Source organism: Streptomyces sp. NPDC014991 (assembly GCF_043080665.1).
In the GTDB taxonomy this organism is placed as follows: Bacteria; Actinomycetota; Actinomycetes; order Streptomycetales; family Streptomycetaceae; genus Streptomyces.
In genome coordinates, this window is record NZ_JBIBVY010000010.1 from 183,681 (window position 1) to 201,130 (window position 17,450).

The 17,450-nt window shown below is 69.7% G+C and carries 20 protein-coding genes; 14 read left to right on the forward strand and 6 right to left on the reverse strand.

What is annotated here, in order from left to right:
- The first annotated feature begins 25 nt into the window (after positions 1 to 25).
- From atpB to ACF1BE_RS18010, 9 genes are all read left to right on the forward strand, one after another.
- The gene (gene atpB / locus ACF1BE_RS17970) at positions 26 to 856 is read left to right on the forward strand and encodes a F0F1 ATP synthase subunit A (RefSeq protein WP_392199990.1); all 831 of its coding nucleotides are present in this window, start codon (positions 26 to 28) and stop codon (positions 854 to 856) included.
- A 77-nt stretch (positions 857 to 933) separates the two neighbouring features.
- A complete protein-coding gene (gene atpE, locus ACF1BE_RS17975) occupies positions 934 to 1,176 on the forward strand; it encodes an ATP synthase F0 subunit C (RefSeq protein WP_358784185.1) in 243 nt (80 codons plus the stop codon).
- 50 nt (positions 1,177 to 1,226) lie between these two features.
- On the forward strand, positions 1,227 to 1,763 hold the full coding sequence (locus ACF1BE_RS17980) for a F0F1 ATP synthase subunit B (protein ID WP_392200054.1): 537 nt from the start codon (positions 1,227 to 1,229) through the stop codon (positions 1,761 to 1,763).
- A complete protein-coding gene (locus ACF1BE_RS17985) occupies positions 1,760 to 2,575 on the forward strand; it encodes a F0F1 ATP synthase subunit delta (protein ID WP_392199991.1) in 816 nt (271 codons plus the stop codon). The genes ACF1BE_RS17980 and ACF1BE_RS17985 overlap by 4 nt, the downstream gene beginning before the upstream one ends.
- 140 nt (positions 2,576 to 2,715) lie before the next feature.
- Positions 2,716 to 4,308, forward strand: coding sequence for a F0F1 ATP synthase subunit alpha (gene atpA, locus ACF1BE_RS17990; protein ID WP_392199992.1), 1,593 nt, complete (start codon positions 2,716 to 2,718; stop codon positions 4,306 to 4,308).
- A gap of 21 nt (positions 4,309 to 4,329) precedes the next feature.
- The gene (locus ACF1BE_RS17995; RefSeq protein ID WP_392199993.1) at positions 4,330 to 5,247 is read left to right on the forward strand and encodes a F0F1 ATP synthase subunit gamma; all 918 of its coding nucleotides are present in this window, start codon (positions 4,330 to 4,332) and stop codon (positions 5,245 to 5,247) included.
- Entirely contained in the window at positions 5,247 to 6,683 is a 1,437-nt protein-coding gene (gene atpD / locus ACF1BE_RS18000; protein WP_392199994.1) for a F0F1 ATP synthase subunit beta, read from the forward strand. Before ACF1BE_RS17995 ends, atpD begins: the two co-directional genes overlap by 1 nt.
- Positions 6,684 to 6,793: 110 nt before the next feature.
- On the forward strand, positions 6,794 to 7,168 hold the full coding sequence (locus ACF1BE_RS18005; protein ID WP_121786871.1) for a F0F1 ATP synthase subunit epsilon: 375 nt from the start codon (positions 6,794 to 6,796) through the stop codon (positions 7,166 to 7,168).
- Positions 7,169 to 7,322: 154 nt separating this feature from the next.
- Positions 7,323 to 7,769: a DUF2550 domain-containing protein gene (locus tag ACF1BE_RS18010; protein WP_392199995.1), complete on the forward strand. Its 447-nt coding sequence runs from the start codon at positions 7,323 to 7,325 to the stop codon at positions 7,767 to 7,769.
- Between the two features lie 75 nt (positions 7,770 to 7,844).
- Here ACF1BE_RS18010 and ACF1BE_RS18015 read toward each other — a convergent pair whose 3' ends face one another.
- The 3 genes from ACF1BE_RS18015 to ACF1BE_RS18025 all read right to left on the reverse strand — a co-directional run bounded on the left by ACF1BE_RS18015 (position 7,845) and on the right by ACF1BE_RS18025 (position 11,599).
- A complete protein-coding gene (locus ACF1BE_RS18015) occupies positions 7,845 to 9,665 on the reverse strand; it encodes a glycosyl hydrolase family 18 protein (protein WP_392199996.1) in 1,821 nt (606 codons plus the stop codon).
- Positions 9,666 to 9,788: 123 nt separating this feature from the next.
- Entirely contained in the window at positions 9,789 to 10,430 is a 642-nt protein-coding gene (locus ACF1BE_RS18020) for a response regulator (protein WP_392199997.1), read from the reverse strand.
- Positions 10,427 to 11,599 (reverse strand): sensor histidine kinase, encoded by a 1,173-nt coding sequence (locus ACF1BE_RS18025; RefSeq protein ID WP_392199998.1) that lies wholly within the window; start codon positions 11,597 to 11,599, stop codon positions 10,427 to 10,429. Before ACF1BE_RS18025 ends, ACF1BE_RS18020 begins: the two co-directional genes overlap by 4 nt.
- Positions 11,600 to 11,752: 153 nt before the next feature.
- On the opposite strand from ACF1BE_RS18025, the gene ACF1BE_RS18030 reads away from it, so the two are divergent.
- A complete protein-coding gene (locus ACF1BE_RS18030; protein ID WP_392199999.1) occupies positions 11,753 to 12,346 on the forward strand; it encodes a hypothetical protein in 594 nt (197 codons plus the stop codon).
- Positions 12,346 to 12,849, forward strand: coding sequence for a DinB family protein (locus tag ACF1BE_RS18035; RefSeq protein ID WP_392200000.1), 504 nt, complete (start codon positions 12,346 to 12,348; stop codon positions 12,847 to 12,849). The genes ACF1BE_RS18030 and ACF1BE_RS18035 overlap by 1 nt, the downstream gene beginning before the upstream one ends.
- Before the next feature lie 192 nt (positions 12,850 to 13,041).
- On the opposite strand, the gene ACF1BE_RS18040 is transcribed toward ACF1BE_RS18035, so the two are convergent.
- Genes ACF1BE_RS18040 through ACF1BE_RS18050 form a run of 3 tightly spaced genes read right to left on the reverse strand, consistent with a single transcriptional unit; the run spans position 13,042 to position 15,186 of the window.
- Entirely contained in the window at positions 13,042 to 13,614 is a 573-nt protein-coding gene (locus ACF1BE_RS18040) for a cob(I)yrinic acid a,c-diamide adenosyltransferase (RefSeq protein WP_392200001.1), read from the reverse strand.
- 13 nt (positions 13,615 to 13,627) lie between these two features.
- A complete protein-coding gene (locus tag ACF1BE_RS18045) occupies positions 13,628 to 14,377 on the reverse strand; it encodes an ABC transporter permease (protein WP_392200002.1) in 750 nt (249 codons plus the stop codon).
- Between the two features lie 20 nt (positions 14,378 to 14,397).
- Positions 14,398 to 15,186 carry an ABC transporter ATP-binding protein gene (locus ACF1BE_RS18050; RefSeq protein WP_392200003.1) on the reverse strand — a complete coding sequence of 263 codons (789 nt, stop codon included), beginning with the start codon at positions 15,184 to 15,186 and terminating at the stop codon, positions 14,398 to 14,400.
- 89 nt (positions 15,187 to 15,275) lie between these two features.
- Between ACF1BE_RS18050 and ACF1BE_RS18055 the strand changes: the two genes are divergently transcribed.
- The 3 genes from ACF1BE_RS18055 to ACF1BE_RS18065 all read left to right on the forward strand — a co-directional run bounded on the left by ACF1BE_RS18055 (position 15,276) and on the right by ACF1BE_RS18065 (position 17,372).
- A complete protein-coding gene (locus tag ACF1BE_RS18055; protein WP_392200004.1) occupies positions 15,276 to 15,917 on the forward strand; it encodes a TetR/AcrR family transcriptional regulator in 642 nt (213 codons plus the stop codon).
- A gap of 125 nt (positions 15,918 to 16,042) precedes the next feature.
- Positions 16,043 to 16,891, forward strand: coding sequence for a 3-hydroxyacyl-CoA dehydrogenase family protein (locus ACF1BE_RS18060; RefSeq protein WP_392200005.1), 849 nt, complete (start codon positions 16,043 to 16,045; stop codon positions 16,889 to 16,891).
- Between the two features lie 157 nt (positions 16,892 to 17,048).
- The gene (locus ACF1BE_RS18065; protein ID WP_356820139.1) at positions 17,049 to 17,372 is read left to right on the forward strand and encodes an STAS domain-containing protein; all 324 of its coding nucleotides are present in this window, start codon (positions 17,049 to 17,051) and stop codon (positions 17,370 to 17,372) included.
- The last annotated feature ends 78 nt before the right edge of the window (positions 17,373 to 17,450 follow it).

Genomic DNA, 17,450 nt, shown 5'->3' on the forward strand with positions numbered 1-17,450 from the left:
GAGGTTGCCGTACCTATGCGCCACGATGAAGGAGCCCGCGGTGAGTGCTGACCCGACTCAGGTGCTCGCCTTCGAGTCCGACTGCCACATCTTCTCCGGATGTGGATTCCCGGCTCCCGGCCTGCATTCCTTTGTCTTCGAGCCGCTCTTCAGTGTCGGCGGGTTCGAGTTCAACAAGCCGATGCTCCTCGCCCTGCTCGGCACGATCGCGATCGTCGGCTTCTTCTGGGCGGCGTTCGCCAAGCCCAAGCTGGTGCCCAACAAGGTCCAGATGATCGGCGAGGCCGGGTACGACTTCGTGCGCCGCGGCATCGTCTACGAGACCCTCGGCAAGCGCGAGGGCGAGAAGTACGTACCGATCATGGTGTCGCTGTTCTTCTTCATCTGGATCATGAACCTGTGGTCCGTCATCCCCTTGGCGCAGTTCCCGGTGACCTCCATGATCGCGTTCCCCGCGGGTCTGGCGGCCATCGTCTACTTCATGTGGATGTACCTGACGTTCAAGAAGCACGGCTTCGTCGGGGGCATGAAGAACATCACCGGTTACGACAAGTCGCTCGGCGCCGTACTGCCGGTGATCGTCGTCATCGACTTCTTCTCGAACGTGATCATTCGGCCGTTCACCCACGCCGTACGACTCTTCGCGAACATGTTCGCCGGTCACCTGCTTCTGCTGACCTTCACGATCGGCAGCTACTACCTGCTGAACGGCATCGGCATCGTCTACGCCGGCGCCTCGTTCGTGATGACGATCCTGCTCACCGCGTTCGAGCTCTTTATCCAGGCAGTTCAGGCGTATGTCTTCGTGCTCCTCGCCTGCAACTACGTTCAGGGCGCTCTCGCCGAGCACCACTGAGCCGCCTCGCCCTCCCTGTCCAACCGACGTCCGGTGGCCAACCCCCACCGGTATATGAAAGAGAAGGAAGAACCGGCATGTCCGCTCTCCAGACCCTCGCCGCCGACGGCCTCTCCGGCAACCTCGGTTCGATCGGCTACGGCCTCGCCGCGATCGGCCCCGGTATCGGCGTCGGCATCATCTTCGGTAACGGCACCCAGGCCCTGGCCCGCCAGCCCGAGGCGGCCGGTCTGATCCGCGCCAACCAGATCATGGGTTTCGCCTTCTGTGAGGCCCTGGCGCTGATCGGTATCGTCATGGGCTTCCTCTTCCGCAGCTGAAGCGCGTTTCGACGCAACTCCCCTAGACGGAAGGCACTGATGTGAACGCCCTGGTACAGGTGGCGGCAGAAGAGGCCCAGAATCCTCTGATCCCCGAGATTCCAGAGCTGGTCATCGGCCTGATCGCTTTCGCCATCGTCTTCATCTTCCTCGCCAAGAAGCTCCTCCCGACCATCAACAAGGTCCTGGAAGAGCGTCGCGAGGCCATCGAGGGCGGTATCGAGAAAGCCGAGGCCGCACAGACCGAGGCCCAGAGCGTCCTCGAGCAGTACAAGGCCCAGCTCGCCGAGGCCCGGCACGAGGCCGCGCGCCTGCGCCAGGAGGCGCAGGAGCAGGGTGCGACCCTCATCGCCGAGATGCGGGCCGAGGGCCAGCGGCAGCGCGAGGAGATCGTCGCCGCCGGTCACGCCCAGATCGAGGCCGACCGCAAGGCCGCCGCGTCCGCGCTGCGCCAGGACGTCGGCAAGCTCGCCACCGACCTGGCCGGCAAGCTCGTCGGCGAGTCCCTCGAGGACCACGCCCGTCAGAGCCGTGTGATCGACCGCTTCCTCGACCAGCTCGAGGAGAAGGCCGAGGCCACGCGATGAACGGAGCGAGCCGCGAGGCCCTGGCAGCCGCCCGTGGGCGTCTCGACGCGCTGACGGATTCCACGGCCGTGGACGCCGCGCAGCTCGCCGACGAGCTGGCGGCCGTCACCGCGCTGCTCCACCGCGAGGCCGGCCTGCGCCGGGCCCTCACCGACCCGGCGCAGCCCGGGGAGGCGAAGGCGCAGCTGGTCCAGCGCCTGATCGGCGGCCAGGTCAGCGGCAGCACCGCCGACCTGGTGTCCGGGGTGGCCCGGTCCCGCTGGTCGCGGTCCCGCGACCTGGTGGACGCGGTCGAGGAGCTGGCGGACATCGCCGACCTCACGGCCGCGGAGAAGACGGGCACCCTCGACGACGTCGAGGACGAGCTGTTCCGGTTCGGCCGGATCGTCTCCTCCGACACCGGACTGCGCGCCGCGCTCACCGACCGCGCCGCCGGCGCCCCGGCCAAGGCCGAGCTGCTGCACCGGCTCCTCGGCGGGCGGGCCAAGCGCGCCACCGAGCGACTGGTGACGCGCCTCGTCACCGCGCCGCGTGGACGTAGCCTGGAGGCTGGACTGGAGTCCTTGTCCAGGCTCGCCGCGGAGCGCCGGAACCGTGTGGTCGCCGTCGTCACCTCGGCGGTGCCCCTGAGCGACGGGCAGAAGGAGCGCCTCGGCGCCGCCCTGACCAAGCTCTACGGGCGTCGGATGCACCTGAACCTCGACGTCGACCCCGAGGTCGTCGGAGGCATGCGGGTGCAGGTCGGTGACGAGGTCATCAACGGCTCCATCGCGGACCGGCTGGACGAGGCCGCCCGTCGCATGGCGAGCTAGCAGCACCTCGGCATCCCCGAGAAAAACAGAACGTAATTACGGCCCTGGTTGGGCCGTGCAGAGGATTCACCTCCTGTCGGGGGGAGTCCCCACCCCCCAAAGTGAAACTTCGGGCCCAACAAGGAGAGCAGGGAACCCAGATGGCGGAGCTCACGATCCGGCCGGAGGAGATCCGGGACGCGCTGGAGAACTTCGTCCAGTCGTACAAGCCGGACGCGGCCTCGCGCGAGGAGGTCGGTACGGTCACCGTCGCCGGCGACGGTATCGCCAAGATCGAGGGCCTGCCCTCGGCCATGGCGAACGAACTGCTGAAGTTCGAGGACGGATCCCTCGGTCTCGCGCTGAACCTGGAAGAGCGCGAGATCGGTGCGGTCGTCCTCGGCGAGTTCAGCGGTATCGAGGAAGGTCAGCCGGTGCACCGCACCGGTGAGGTCCTCTCCGTGGCGGTCGGCGAGGGCTACCTCGGCCGCGTCGTCGACCCGCTCGGCAACCCGATCGACGGCCTCGGCGAGATCGAGACCGACGGCCGCCGCGCCCTCGAGCTGCAGGCCCCCACGGTCATGCAGCGCAAGTCGGTGCACGAGCCGATGGAGACGGGCTACAAGGCCGTCGACGCGATGACCCCGATCGGCCGTGGTCAGCGTCAGCTGATCATCGGTGACCGCCAGACCGGCAAGACCGCCCTGGCCGTCGACACGATCATCAACCAGCGCGACAACTGGCGCACGGGCGACCCGAAGAAGCAGGTCCGCTGCATCTACGTCGCCATCGGCCAGAAGGGCTCCACCATCGCCGGCGTGCGCCGCGCGCTGGAGGAGAACGGCGCCCTGGAGTACACGACCATCGTCGCCGCCCCGGCGTCCGACCCGGCCGGCTTCAAGTACCTGGCGCCGTACACCGGTTCGGCCATCGGCCAGCACTGGATGTACCAGGGCAAGCACGTCCTGATCATCTTCGACGACCTGTCGAAGCAGGCCGACGCCTACCGCGCCGTGTCGCTGCTGCTGCGCCGCCCGCCGGGCCGTGAGGCCTACCCGGGTGACGTCTTCTACCTGCACTCGCGTCTGCTGGAGCGCTGCGCCAAGCTCTCCGACGACGAGGGCGCCGGCTCGATGACCGGTCTGCCGATCGTCGAGACGAAGGCCAACGACGTCTCGGCGTTCATCCCGACCAACGTCATCTCCATCACCGACGGCCAGTGCTTCCTGGAGTCGGACCTGTTCAACGCCGGTCAGCGCCCCGCGCTGAACGTCGGTATCTCCGTCTCCCGAGTCGGTGGTTCCGCGCAGCACAAGGCGATGCGGCAGGTCTCCGGCCGTCTGCGGGTCGACCTCGCCCAGTTCCGTGAGCTGGAGGCGTTCGCCGCCTTCGGTTCGGACCTGGACGCGGCCTCGAAGTCGCAGCTGGAGCGCGGTCAGCGCATGGTCGAGCTGCTGAAGCAGGACCAGTACCAGCCGATGTCCACCGAGGACCAGGTCGTCTCCGTGTGGGCCGGCACCACCGGCCGGATGGACGACGTGCCGGTCTCCGACATCCGCCGCTTCGAGAAGGAGCTGCTGGAGTACCTGCACCGCAAGGAGCAGGGCCTCATGACCTCCATCCGCGAGGGCGCCAAGATGTCCGACGACACGCTCACGGCCATCGCGGACGCCATCGCGGAGTTCAAGAAGCAGTTCGAGACCTCGGACGGCAAGCTGCTCGGCGAGGACACTCCTGCCGCTGCCGCCAAGTGACGTAAGGAAGGGACCTGACTCATGGGAGCCCAGCTCCGGGTCTACAAGCGTCGCATCCGATCCGTCAGCGCGACCAAGAAGATCACCAAGGCGATGGAGATGATCGCCGCCTCGCGCGTCGTCAAGGCGCAGCGCAAGGTGGCGGCCTCCACGCCGTACGCGACCGAGCTGACGCGCGCGGTCACGGCGGTCGGTACGGGTTCGAACACCAGGCACCCGCTCACCACGGAGGCGGAGGACCCGGCACGCGCCGCGGTCCTGCTCCTCACGAGTGACCGCGGTCTGGCCGGCGCCTTCAACTCCAACGCCATCAAGGCGGCGGAGCAGCTGACCGAGCGCCTGGAGCGCGAGGGCAAGCAGGTCGACACGTACATCGTCGGCCGGCGCGGTGCCGCCCACTACAACTTCCGTGAGCGCAAGATCGCGGAGACGTGGAGCGGGTTCACCGACGAGCCGACGTACGCGGACGCCAAGAAGGTGGCGGCGCCTCTGATCGAGGCGATCGAGAAGGACACGGCCGAGGGTGGTGTGGACGAGCTCCACATCGTCTACACCGAGTTCGTCTCGATGATGACGCAGACGGCGCTCGGCGCCCGGCTGCTGCCGCTGCGTCTCGACGAGGTCGCGCGGGAGAGCGCCCCCCAGGGCGAGATCCTCCCGTTGTACGACTTCGAGCCGTCGGCGGAGGACGTCCTCGACGCCCTGCTGCCGCGCTACGTCGAGAGCCGTATCTACAACGCGCTGCTCCAGTCGGCCGCTTCGAAGCACGCCGCCACGCGGCGCGCGATGAAGTCGGCCACCGACAACGCGGGCGAGCTGATCAACACGCTGTCCCGCCTTGCCAACGCGGCCCGCCAGGCCGAAATCACCCAGGAAATCAGCGAGATCGTCGGTGGCGCCAGTGCCTTGGCCGACGCGACCGCGGGGAGTGACCGATAATGACCACCACTGTTGAGACCGCGACGGCTACGGGCCGCGTCGCCCGGGTCATCGGCCCGGTCGTCGACGTGGAGTTCCCCGTCGACGCGATGCCGGAGATCTACAACGCCCTGCACGTCGAGGTCGCCGACCCGGCGAACGCGGGCGAGAAGAAGACGCTGACCCTGGAGGTCGCCCAGCACCTGGGTGACGGCCTGGTCCGCACGATCTCGATGCAGCCCACCGACGGCCTGGTCCGCCAGGCCGTGGTCACCGACACCGGCACGGGCATCACCGTCCCGGTCGGTGACTTCACCAAGGGCAAGGTGTTCAACACCCTCGGTGAGGTGCTGAACGTCGACGAGTCCTACGACGGCGAGCGCTGGTCCATCCACCGCAAGGCGCCGAACTTCGACGAGCTCGAGTCGAAGACCGAGATGTTCGAGACCGGTGTCAAGGTCATCGACCTGCTGACCCCGTACGTCAAGGGCGGCAAGATCGGTCTGTTCGGCGGTGCCGGCGTCGGCAAGACGGTGCTCATCCAGGAGATGATCTACCGCGTCGCCAACAACCACGACGGTGTCTCCGTGTTCGCCGGTGTCGGCGAGCGCACCCGTGAGGGCAACGACCTCATCGAGGAGATGTCGGACTCGGGCGTCATCGACAAGACCGCCCTGGTCTTCGGCCAGATGGACGAGCCCCCGGGCACCCGTCTGCGCGTCGCGCTGGCCGGCCTGACCATGGCCGAGTACTTCCGTGACGTCCAGAAGCAGGACGTGCTGTTCTTCATCGACAACATCTTCCGCTTCACGCAGGCCGGTTCCGAGGTCTCCACGCTGCTCGGCCGTATGCCGTCCGCGGTGGGTTACCAGCCGAACCTGGCCGACGAGATGGGCCTCCTCCAGGAGCGCATCACCTCGACCCGCGGTCACTCGATCACCTCGATGCAGGCGATCTACGTCCCCGCGGACGACCTGACCGACCCGGCCCCGGCCACCACCTTCGCCCACCTCGACGCGACGACGGTTCTCTCCCGTCCGATCTCGGAGAAGGGCATCTACCCGGCCGTGGACCCGCTGGACTCCACGTCCCGGATCCTGGACCCCCGCTACATCACGGCGGATCACTACAACGCGGCCATGCGCGTGAAGACGATCCTCCAGAAGTACAAGGACCTCCAGGACATCATCGCGATCCTCGGTATCGACGAGCTGGGCGAGGAGGACAAGCTCGTCGTCCACCGTGCCCGTCGTGTGGAGCGCTTCCTGTCCCAGAACACCCACGTCGCCAAGCAGTTCACCGGCGTGGACGGCTCGGACGTGCCGCTCGACGAGTCGATCGCCGCGTTCAACGCGATCTGCGACGGCGAGTACGACCACTTCCCCGAGCAGGCGTTCTTCATGTGCGGTGGCCTCGAGGACCTCAAGGCCAACGCCAAGGAGCTGGGCGTCTCCTGAGCCTCGTGCTCACGTGAGGGGGCGGGCGCGTCCCGCCCCCTCACCCACGCCTACTAGAATTGACCCCAACACCCGGCACTACCGCCGGGTGGTGACCCGAGGAGCCACCCTTGGCTGCTGAGCTGCACGTCGAGCTGGTCGCCGCCGACCGCCAGGTCTGGTCCGGCGAGGCCACCCTGGTCGTCGCGCGCACCACGTCCGGCGACATCGGCGTCATGCCCGGTCACCAGCCGCTGCTCGGTGTGCTGGAGTCGGGCCCGGTGACCATCCGTACGAGTGAAGGCGGGACGGTCGTCGCCGCGGTGCACGGCGGTTTCATCTCGTTCGCGGACGACAAGCTGTCGCTGCTGGCCGAGATCGCCGAGCTGTCGGACGAGATCGATGTCCAGCGCACGGAGCGGGAGCTGGAGCGCGCGAAGGCGGAGGGCGACGCCGGTGCCGAGCGCCGTGCGGACGTCCGACTGCGCGCGGCGGCGGCGCGCTGAACCAGCCGCGCTGTACGTTGACGTCTCTCAGCCGCGGCCGGCCCGGAGCAATCCGGTGCCGGTCGCGGCTGAGGCAGCTGCGGATGTTTTTTCCGTTTCATTACTCAGTGACACCAGCGGTGCCACTGCCTGAGAGACGAGGAGGTCGGTGCCGATGATCCTCGCTCTGACTGTGTGCGGGATCGTGGTCGCGCTCGTGGCGGTGGGGTTGTTCCTGTTCGGGCTGCGCCGCAGGCTGATCCAGCGTTCCGGTGGTACGTTCGACTGTTCGCTGCGCTGGGGCGTACCCGACAAGACGGACGCGGGCGGCAAGGGCTGGAGCTACGGGGTCGCCCGCTACAACGGTGACCGCATCGAGTGGTACCGGGTCTTCTCCTACGCCGTCCGTCCCCGCCGCGTCCTGGAGCGCGCGCAGATCGAGGTGGCCGGCCGCCGGCTGCCCGAGGGCGAGGAGGAGCTGGCGCTGCTGTCCGACGCGGTGGTGCTGGCCTGTACGCACCGGGGCGCGCACCTCGAACTCGCGATGAGCGAAGACGCGCTGACCGGATTTCTCGCGTGGCTGGAAGCAGCCCCACCCGGACAGCGGGTGAACGTGGCGTAACCTCGTTCACCCGCTGGGGTGGGGTCGCGTCCCGGACGAGGTCCGGGGGAGCGTCGATGCCGCCCGGACGCTCTGTTACAGGTTGTTGCTGATGGCGCTCACCAGTTCACCGTCGCTGGTGTCACCGCTGAACTCCCAGAAGAACGCGCCGCCGAGGCCCTGGCTGTTGGCCCAGGCCATCTTCGACTTGATGGTGGCCGGGGTGTCGTACGACCACCAGTTGCTGCCGCAGTGGGCGTAGGCGGTGCCGGCGACGGTGCCGGTGGCCGGGCAGGACGACTTCAGGACCTTGTAGTCCTCGATGCCCTGCTCGTAGCTGCCGGCCGCCGGGCCCGTGGCCGTGCCGCCCGGGGCGTCCTGGGTGACGCCGGTCCAGCCGCGGCCGTAGAAGCCGATGCCGATGAGCAGCTTCTTCGCGGGGACGCCGATCGCCTTGAACTTGGCCAGCGCGTCTGCGGTGGTGAAGCCCTCCTTCGGGATGCCGTTGTACGAGGTGAGCGGGGAGTGCGGGGCGGTCGGGCCCTTGGCGTCCCAGGCACCGAAGAAGTCGTACGTCATCACGTTGTACCAGTCGACGTACTGGGCGGCGCCCGCGTAGTCGGCGGCCTCGATCTTGCCGCCGGCGGAGCCGTCGGCGGTGGTGGCCGCGGTGATCAGGTTGTTCGAGCCGAACTTGGCGCGCAGGGCGGACATCAGGTTCTTGTAGGCCGCCGCCCCGCTGGTGTCGCAGGTCAGACCGCAGGCGTTCGGGTACTCCCAGTCGATGTCGATGCCGTCGAATACGTCGGCCCAGCGCGGGTCCTCGACCAGGTCGTAGCAGGACTGGGCGAAGGCCGCCGGGTTCTTGGCCGCGTCCGCGAAGCCGCCGGACCAGGTCCAGCCGCCGAAGGACCACAGCACCTTGATGTTCGGGTACTTGGCCTTCAGTTCGCGCAGCTGGTTGAAGTTGCCGCGCAGCGGCTGGTCCCAGGTGTCGGCGACGCCGCTGACCGACTGGTCGGCGGTGAAGGCCTTGTCGTAGTCGGCGTAGGAGTCGCCGATCGCGCACTTGCCGCCGGTGACGTTGCCGAAGGCGTAGTTGATGTGCGTGATCTTGGCCGCGGAGCCTGACGTCACCAGGTTCTTGACGTTGTAGTTCCGGCCGTAGATGCCCCACTCGGTGAAGTAGCCGAGCTTGACCTTGTCACCGGTGGGCGGGGGAGTGGTGCCGCCGCCGGTGGTGTGCACCTTGGCCGCGCCGCTGACCGGTCCGGTCTGGTTCGCGGTGTCGCGGGCCTGCACGGTGTAGGAGTAGTCGGTGCCGGCGGTCAGACCGGTGTCGGTGTACGACGTGCTGGTGACCGTGCCGACGACCTTGCCGTCGCGCAGGACGTCGTAGTTCTTGACGCCCTTGTCGTCGGTGGCCGCGCTCCAGCCGAGCTTCACCGAGGTGTCGGTGACGGAGGAGGCGGTGGGGGTGCCGGGCGCGGAGGGGGCCGCGTCACCGGGGACCGTCGTGCCGTCGCAGCTGTCGCCGTTCAGCTTGCAGTTCGACGGGGAGCCGGAGCCCGCGCCGTTGAAGCCGAAGGAGACCGAGGCGCCGGGGGCGATGCTGCCGTTGTAGGACTTGTTCTTCGCGGTCCAGTGGGTTCCGGAGCCGGTGACGTCCGCGTCCCAGGAGGAGGTGACGGACGTACCGGAGGGGAAGTCCCACTCGACGGTCCAGGAGCTGATGCTGGAGCTGCCGGTGTTCTTGATGGTCCACTGGCCGCCGAAGCCGGTGCCCCAGTCGCTGGCCTTGGTGTAGGTGGCGGTGGCGTTGCTCGCGGCCTGGGCGGGGCTCGCGAGGCCTACCAGGCCGGCCAGCGGGAGCAACAGGGTCGCGAACCCTGCCGCGGCTCTGTGTCTGAAGCGCATGCTGCGCCTCCCTCGTCGTCGGGGGTGTCAGGGGCATGACTGAGCCTCCATGCCCGAGTGCTGCGAGAGTAGAAAGGTCTGGACCACTCGTCAATAGGTCTGGACCATTCCGGAGTTGCCCCGCTAGAGCCCCAACTCATTCGCCAGAACGGCCGCTTGCACCCGGCTGCGCAGCTCCAGTTTGGCCAGCAACCGGCTGACGTGCGTCTTCACCGTGCCCTCCGCCATGTCCAGCCGGGCCGCGATCCGCGCGTTCGACAGGCCCTCACCGATGCAGCCCAGCACCTCCCGCTCCCGCCGGGTGAGCCCCTCCAGCACCGCCGGGTCGCTCTGCGCCCCCCGCGCCGGAGCCGCGGCGAACTCGGCGATCAGCCGGCGCGTCACGGCCGGCGCGACGATCCCCTCCCCGCGCGCCACCGTCCGCACCGCCTCCAGCAGGTCCCGTGCATCGGCGTTCTTCAGCAGGAAACCGGCCGCGCCCGCCCGCAACGCCCCGAACACGTACTCGTCCAGGTCGAACGTGGTCAGCACGAGCACGTCCGCGAGCCGCTCGGCGACGATCCGCCGGGTGGCCGACACCCCGTCCAGGCGCGGCATCTGCACATCCATCAGGACGACGTCCGGCCGCAGCTCACCGGCCAGCCGGACCGCCCGCTCACCGTCCTCCGCCTCCGCGATCACGTCGATGTCCGGCGCGCTGCGCAGGATCAGGACGAGCCCGGCGCGGACGGCGGACTGGTCCTCGGCGACCAGGACACGGATCATGCAAGGTCTCCTTCGGTGAGCGGAAGCACGGCGCGGACGGCCCACCGCGCGCCCTCGGGGCCCGCCTCGAAACGCCCGCCGAGCAGCGCGGCGCGCTCCCGCATCCCGGCGAGCCCGGAGCCCGAGCCCGGGGCGCGCGGGGAGTCACCGGGCCGGTAGGGGCTGGTCACCCGGATGTCCAGGGTTCCCTCCCGCTGCCGCAGCCCGACATGGACGCACCCCTCGGCACCGTGCTTCAGGGCGTTCGTCAGCGACTCCTGCACGATGCGGTAGGCGGCCAGTTCCACCGGCGTGGGCACGTCGGTGTGCCCGGCGTCGAGGCGGACGTCCAGGCCGTTGGCCCGGGCGGCGGTGACCAGCGCGGACAGACCGTCGAGGGTGGGGGACGCGGCGGGCGCCCGGTCGCCGGAACCGTCGCGCAGGATGCCGATCAGCCGGCGCATCTCGGCCAGACCCGCCACGCTGTTCTCCCGGACGACGGCCAGGGCGTCCCGCGAGGTCTCCGGGTCGCCGATCGACAGCGCCGCCGTGGAGTGGATGGCGATGGCCGACAGGTGGTTGGCGACCATGTCGTGCAACTCGCGCGCCATTCGTACCCGTTCCGCGGTGACGGCCTGGGCCCGGTCCATCTCGGCGAGCAGCGCGGTCTGTTCGGCGCGCAGCCGGGCCGCCTCGGCGGCGTCGCGGTGGTCGCGGACCACCCAGCCGGTGGTGGCGGGCGCGAACGCCACCACACCGATGGCGACCCCGATCAGCAGGCCCTGCGGATCGCGCCAGACGGTGGCGGGCACGACCCCGCCGAGCACCGTGCACAGGCCGGTGATCCAGGGGATACGGCGGGCCGAGGCCGCGGTGCCGTACAGGACGGCCGCGTACACCAGGTCCGTGTACAGCACCACGGTGACGAGACTGCCCTGGGTCACGGTGTCCAGGGCCAGCGCGGCCGTGCCGAACAGCAGGCCGGTCCGGGGCCGTACGCGGCGCAGCAGCTCGCACGCGGCGGTCACCGCCAGCGGCACCAGCGGGGCCCACGCCGGGTGCCACAGCACGTCGGGGTCCGAGGCCAGGCGCGGGTGCGTCCTCAGTGCCCAGAACAGCACCCCGCCGGCCAGTCCGCCCACGGCGATGCGCAGGTCGTCACGGTGCGGTCGGGGGAGTGCGCGGGTCATGGCCCCCATCCAACACGGCCGCGCGGCGGTGCGCCTGCCCCCCGGGGAGGGTGCCGGACTGCGACTTTCGCTTACGGCGACCTCGTCCGCGCCGACGACGGAACCGGCGCGGCGGACACGGCAACCTGGAGTGGTGAACGAGGGGAGCGGACAGTGATCGTCACGCTGGTGATCGCCGCGGAGGTGGCGTTCTGGGTGCTGCTGGCGGCCGGACTGGCCTTGCGGTACGCGTTGCGGATGCCACGCACCGGCCTGGTGCTGCTGCTGTGCGAGCCGCTCCTGGAGGTGGTGCTCCTCGTCGCCACCGCGCTCGACCTCAGGAACGGCGCCGCACCCGACTGGCGGCACGGCCTCGCCGCCGTCTACATCGGCTTCACGGTCGGCCTCGGCCCCGCCACCCTCAGGTGGGCGGACGCCTGGGCGGCCCACCGGTTCGCCGGCGGCCGGCGCCCGGCCAGGGCCCCGAAGTACGGCCGGGCACGCACCGTCCACGAGTGGAGGACCGCGGGCCGCTGGATCCTGGCCTCGGCCCTCGCCCTCGCCCTCCTCGAGGGCGCCGTCCGGTACGTCGGCGGCGACGGCGACACCGGCGAGCTGCGGGCGTGGCAGGAGCGCATGCTGTGGGTGATCGCCGTCAACCTGGTCATCGCCGCCAGTTACACGCTCTTCCCGAAGCGGGAGCCCCGGGAGGAGGCCGCCGGTAATGCCGTCGACACGGAGCCGGACGGCGGTGGATCATTCCGGTGATGACACGCACCGACACGCCTCCCGCCTGGGACGAGCGCACGCAGCTGACCACCTTCCTCGACTACGTCCGCGCCACCGCCCGGGCCAAGTGCGAGGAACTCTCCGACGAGGACGCCCGCAAGGCTCCGCTCCCCGGCTCGCCGCTGATGACCATGAGCGGGCTGATCAACCATCTGCGCTGGGTCGAGTACTACTGGTTCCGGGTCATCTTCCTCGGCGAGGAGGACGAGGGCCCCTGGACCGACGAGGACCCCGACCGCGAGATGCGCGTCGCCGTCGACCTCCCGCTGTCGCGGCTGCTCGACGAGTACGCCGAGGAGTCCGCGCGGCACAACGAGCTGATCGCCGCGCACGACCTGGACGTCAAGGCGCGGCGGAAGCGGGACGACGGCAGCGTGTTCGACCTGCGCTGGATCGTGCTGCACCTCATCGAGGAGACGGCCCGGCACAACGGCCACCTCGACATCCTGCGCGAGCTGGCCGACGGCCGGACCGGCTCCTGACCGGACCGGCGTCCGGCCGGTCCGCGGGGGCTAGGGTCTTTCGTTCGGATCAGGCCGGATCGGGGAGCGGGTCCTGGTGCCGTGCGTCGCAAGGCGGAGGAGGGCGCCATGGCGGAGCCATGGCAACCGACGACAACGCGGCGAGGCGCGGTGCCAGGGCCCGCGAGCCCGGCCTGATCCGAACGAGAGGGCCTAGCGTTCCCCGCCCGGCACCCACAGCACGTCGCCGGCCTCCCGGTTGGCGCTGCGGGCCAGAATGAACAGCAGGTCCGAGAGGCGGTTCAGGTAGGTCGCGGTGAGCGGGTTCATCGTCTCGCCGTGCACCTCCAGGGCCGCCCACGTGGAGCGCTCGGCCCGCCGTACGACCGTGCACGCCTGGTGGAGCAGGGCGGCACCCGCGGTGCCCCCGGGCAGGATGAAGGAGCGCAGCTTCTCCAGCCGCTCGTTGAAGCGGTCGCAGTCCGCCTCCAGCCTGTCGACGTAGAACTGCTCCACCCTGAGCGGCGGGAACCGGGGGTTCTCCACCACCGGCGTCGACAGGTCCGCGCCCACGTCGAACAGGTCGTTCTGGACGCGGGTGAGGACCGTGACGATCTCCTCGTGCAGCCCTCCCAGGGCGATCGCGGTGCCGATGACCGCATTGGCCTCGTTGGTGTCCGCGTACGCGGAGATGCGGAGGTCCGTCTTGGGCACCCGGCTCATGTCGCCGAGACTGGTGGTGCCCTGATCGCCGGTCCTGGTGTAGATGCGTGTCAGATTGACCATGCGGCCAGCGTAGTTACGCCCCGGCCGTCCGGAACACCCGTGTGCCCACCGTCACGGCCAGCAGCGAGAACCCGACGGCGACCAGGACGCCGTAGAGCATGTGCGCGGTCGTGTACCGGCCGACGTAGGCGTCGCGGACCGCGTCCACCAGATAGCGGAACGGCACGAAGTGCGACAGCACGTCCAGCCAGCCCGGCGCCAGGGACATCGGGAGCATCAGCCCGGACAGCAGCATCGACGGCATCGACACCATGTTGATCAGCGGTCCGAACTCCTGCGGGGTGCGGACCTTCATGCCGAGCGCGTACGACAGCGAGGCCAGCGAGACCGTCAGCAGCGCGACGAACGCGAAGCCGATCAGCACGCCGGCCAGCGGCGCGCGCAGGCCCATCACCAGCGCGGCCAGCACCAGCAGTACCGCCTGGAAGACGAGGACCGTGGCGTCGCGCAGCACCCGGCCGAGCAGCAGGGCGAGCCGGCTGACCGGGGTCACCCGCATCCGCTCCACCACTCCCTGACCTTTTTCCAGGATGACCGTGAATCCTGCGAACAGGGCGCCGAACAGGCCGAGTTGGAGGAGCAGGCCGGGCACCAGCAGCTGCCAGGAGCTGCCCTCGCCGCCGAGCGGCAGTCCGGTGAGCAGCGGGCCGAAGAAGAGCAGGTAGAGCAGGGGCGTGAGCACGCCGAAGAGCAGGGCGAAGCGGGAGCGCAGCGACTGGCGCAGATAGCGGCCGTAGACGAGGGCCGTGTCGTGAAGGAGCATCGGGCGGGTCCCTGTCGGTCTCATACGGCTACGGGAGAGGGGTCGGGCGCCGGCGCGGGGCCGCGGCCGGTGACGGCGAGGAAGGTGTCCTGGAGCGAGGCGTCCACCGAACCGCCGTAGCGCAGCCTGAGCGCCGCCGGGGTGCCCTCTGCGGCGACCGTGCCCCGGTCGACGATCACCAGGCGGTCGGCGAGGGCGTCGGCCTCGTCCAGGTAGTGCGTGGTCAGGAAGACGGTCGTGCCGTGCCGGTCGCGCAGCCGGCGGACCAGGTCCCACAGGTCGGCGCGACTGCCCGGGTCCAGGCCGGTCGTCGGCTCGTCCAGGAACAGCACCTCGGGGCGGTGGGTGAGTGCCAGGGCGATGTCCAGGCGGCGTCGCTGGCCGCCCGAGAGCGCGCCGGTCCGCCGGTCGAGGAGCGCCGTGAGGTCCAGCTCCGCGGCCAGTTCTCCGGCGCGTGCGACGGCCTCCGTCTTGGGCAGGCGGTACATCCGGCCCTGGGTGACCAGTTCCTCCCGCACGGTGAGCTGTGGGTCGACCCCGCCGGACTGGGCGACGTAGCCGCTGGCCCGGCGCACCCCGGCCGGATCGGTAGCCAGGTCGTGCCCGGCGATGGTGGCCGCACCGCCGGTGGGCTTCAGCAGGGTGGTGAGCATCCGCAGGGTGGTGGTCTTGCCCGCGCCGTTGGGCCCGAGGAAACCGAGGATCTCGCCCGCGCGGACGGTGAGGTCGATGCCACGGACGGCGTCGACGGGTCCGGTTCTCGTCCTGAAAGTGCGGGCCAGGCCCGCCGCACTGATGACTGCTGCCATGACCCCAGAAAAACAGAGACCGCCCATAATTGCAATGCCACCAAATTTGCAGAGGGTCCAAAGACGCCCGGGCGCCCTACGATGACGGCATGGCAGAGGGGCTCAGGGAGCGGAAGAAGCGCGAGACCAGACAGCGCATCTCGGACATCGCCACCGGACTGTTCATGGAGCGCGGCTTCATGGCGGTGACCATGGCGGACGTGGCCGAGGCGGCCGACGTCTCCGTCAACACCGTCTACAACTACTTCCCCGCCAAGGAGGACCTCTTCTTCGACCGCTCCGCCGGCGTGGTCGACCGGCTCGCCCGCTGGGTGCGCGGCCGGGACGCGGGCGAGTCCGCCGCCCGGGCCGTGCTGCGCGAACTGCGCGAGGAGGTCGAGGCCGTCTCGCCGCGGGTCGGCCTGACGGAGGGCTACGACCGCTTCATGCGCGTCATCCACGAGGCCCCGCCCCTGCGCTCCCGGCTGTGGAGCCTCCAGCAGGAGATCCACGACAGCCTGGAGGCGGCCCTGCGCGAGGAGACCGGTGCCGGCGGGGACGACCCGCTGCCCGGCCTGATCGCCGGTCAGATCTGCTGGATCCACCAGACGGTCTTCGTCGCCATCGGCCGCCGCATGCTCGCCGGGCGCAAACCGGCCGAAGTGTCACGAGAGGTACTCGTGCTCCTGGGTGACATCGAGGACCTGTTGGGCGAGAAGGTGCTCAACTACGCCGTCCGTGGGCCGTCCTGACCCCAGCCGGTGTGATGTCCGTCAAATGAGACGTGACGCGCGTTACTTACCGGTCACACAGCGGCGTCGGAGCGCTATGGTCCGCCGGAGAGAGGCAGACCTACAGCGCGTTCAAGGGAGTCGGAGTGGCACGGAAGCTCGCCGTCATCGGGGCCGGTCTCATGGGATCGGGCATCGCTCAGGTCGCCGCCCAGGCGGGCTGGGACGTCGTCCTGCGGGACGTCACCGACGAGGCACTGAGGCGTGGCACCGACGGCATCAAGGCCTCGTACGACAAGTTCGTCGGCAAGGGCAGGCTGGCTGCGCAGGACGCCGAGGCCGCCCTGGCCCGCATCACGGCGACCACCGACCTGGACGCCGCCGCCGACGCCGACATCGTCGTCGAGGCCGTCTTCGAGAAGCTGGAGGTCAAGCACGAGATCTTCCGCGCGCTCGACAAGATCGTGCGCGAGGACACCGTGCTCGCCTCCAACACCTCCGCCATCCCGATCACCAAGATCGCGGCGGCCACCGAGCACCCCGAGCGGGTCGTCGGCGTCCACTTCTTCTCGCCGGTGCCGATGATGCAGCTCGTCGAACTCGTCCGCGGCTACAAGACCAGCGACGAAACCCTCGCCGCGGCCCGCGAGTTCGCCGAGTCCGTCGGCAAGACCTGCATCGTCGTCAACCGGGACGTCGCCGGCTTCGTCACCACCCGGCTGATCTCCGCCCTCGTCGTCGAGGCGACCAAGCTCTACGAGTCCGGCGTCGCCACCGCCGAGGACATCGACCTCGCCTGCAAGCTGGGCTTCGGCCACGCCATGGGCCCGCTCGCCACCGCCGACCTCACCGGCGTGGACATCCTGCTCCACGCCACGAGCAACATCTACACCGAGTCCCAGGACGAGAAGTTCGCCCCGCCGGAGCTGATGCGCCGGATGGTGGATGCCGGTGACATCGGACGCAAGAGCGGGCAGGGCTTCTACACGTACTGAGTCACCCACCCACGCACAGCCACCCCGGGAGTATCACTCCCCGGGGTGAATTCGGTATCGGTTCGCTTACAAGCAGCAACCGCATCGACGCCCACGCAGTCAGACGTTGCACAGCACCGTCACGAGGTACGCCAACCGCAGCCAACGGGGAGCGCATATGTTCATCAGGGGCGACCACGCCGAGCTGGTCGTCGGGGGCCGCCTCGACGTCCGCAGCGCGGCGGACGCCCGTACGGCCCTGCACTCGGCCGTCGACGACGGAGTCGGCGACCTGGTGCTCGACCTGTCCGAACTGGACTCCTGGGACGCCACCGGACTCGGGGTGATCATGGGCGCCCACCGGCGGGCCGGCCGCTGCGGGCGCCGCCTGGTGCTGCGGGACGTACCTCCCCAGATGCAGCGCCTGCTGGTGGCCACCCGGCTGCACCGCATCCTCGCCATCGAGGGCGGCATCGGAGTGGAGTCGCTTCCCCGCGTGTGAGACGCGTACGGGATTGAACCGGCCGACGCGGGACACCCGGACGCAGCCGCCGCGGCACCCGTCGAGGGCAATCCTCAC

Excerpts from the sequence above, each read along its gene's own strand:
- ACF1BE_RS18055 (WP_392200004.1), top strand. The coding sequence starts at position 15,276 with ATGGCAGAGGGGCTCAGGGAGCGGAAGAAGCGCGAGACCAGACAGCGC.
- ACF1BE_RS18035 (WP_392200000.1), top strand. The coding sequence starts at position 12,346 with ATGACACGCACCGACACGCCTCCCGCCTGGGACGAGCGCACGCAGCTG.
- ACF1BE_RS18010 (WP_392199995.1), top strand. The coding sequence starts at position 7,323 with ATGATCCTCGCTCTGACTGTGTGCGGGATCGTGGTCGCGCTCGTGGCG.
- atpE (WP_358784185.1), top strand. The coding sequence starts at position 934 with ATGTCCGCTCTCCAGACCCTCGCCGCCGACGGCCTCTCCGGCAACCTC.
- ACF1BE_RS18040 (WP_392200001.1), bottom strand. The coding sequence starts at position 13,614 with ATGGTCAATCTGACACGCATCTACACCAGGACCGGCGATCAGGGCACC.
- ACF1BE_RS18050 (WP_392200003.1), bottom strand. The coding sequence starts at position 15,186 with ATGGCAGCAGTCATCAGTGCGGCGGGCCTGGCCCGCACTTTCAGGACG.
- ACF1BE_RS18025 (WP_392199998.1), bottom strand. The coding sequence starts at position 11,599 with ATGACCCGCGCACTCCCCCGACCGCACCGTGACGACCTGCGCATCGCC.
- ACF1BE_RS18065 (WP_356820139.1), top strand. The coding sequence starts at position 17,049 with ATGTTCATCAGGGGCGACCACGCCGAGCTGGTCGTCGGGGGCCGCCTC.
- atpB (WP_392199990.1), top strand. The coding sequence starts at position 26 with ATGAAGGAGCCCGCGGTGAGTGCTGACCCGACTCAGGTGCTCGCCTTC.
- ACF1BE_RS17985 (WP_392199991.1), top strand. The coding sequence starts at position 1,760 with ATGAACGGAGCGAGCCGCGAGGCCCTGGCAGCCGCCCGTGGGCGTCTC.
- atpD (WP_392199994.1), top strand. The coding sequence starts at position 5,247 with ATGACCACCACTGTTGAGACCGCGACGGCTACGGGCCGCGTCGCCCGG.
- ACF1BE_RS18020 (WP_392199997.1), bottom strand. The coding sequence starts at position 10,430 with ATGATCCGTGTCCTGGTCGCCGAGGACCAGTCCGCCGTCCGCGCCGGG.
- atpA (WP_392199992.1), top strand. The coding sequence starts at position 2,716 with ATGGCGGAGCTCACGATCCGGCCGGAGGAGATCCGGGACGCGCTGGAG.
- ACF1BE_RS17995 (WP_392199993.1), top strand. The coding sequence starts at position 4,330 with ATGGGAGCCCAGCTCCGGGTCTACAAGCGTCGCATCCGATCCGTCAGC.
- ACF1BE_RS18015 (WP_392199996.1), bottom strand. The coding sequence starts at position 9,665 with ATGCGCTTCAGACACAGAGCCGCGGCAGGGTTCGCGACCCTGTTGCTC.
- ACF1BE_RS18045 (WP_392200002.1), bottom strand. The coding sequence starts at position 14,377 with ATGCTCCTTCACGACACGGCCCTCGTCTACGGCCGCTATCTGCGCCAG.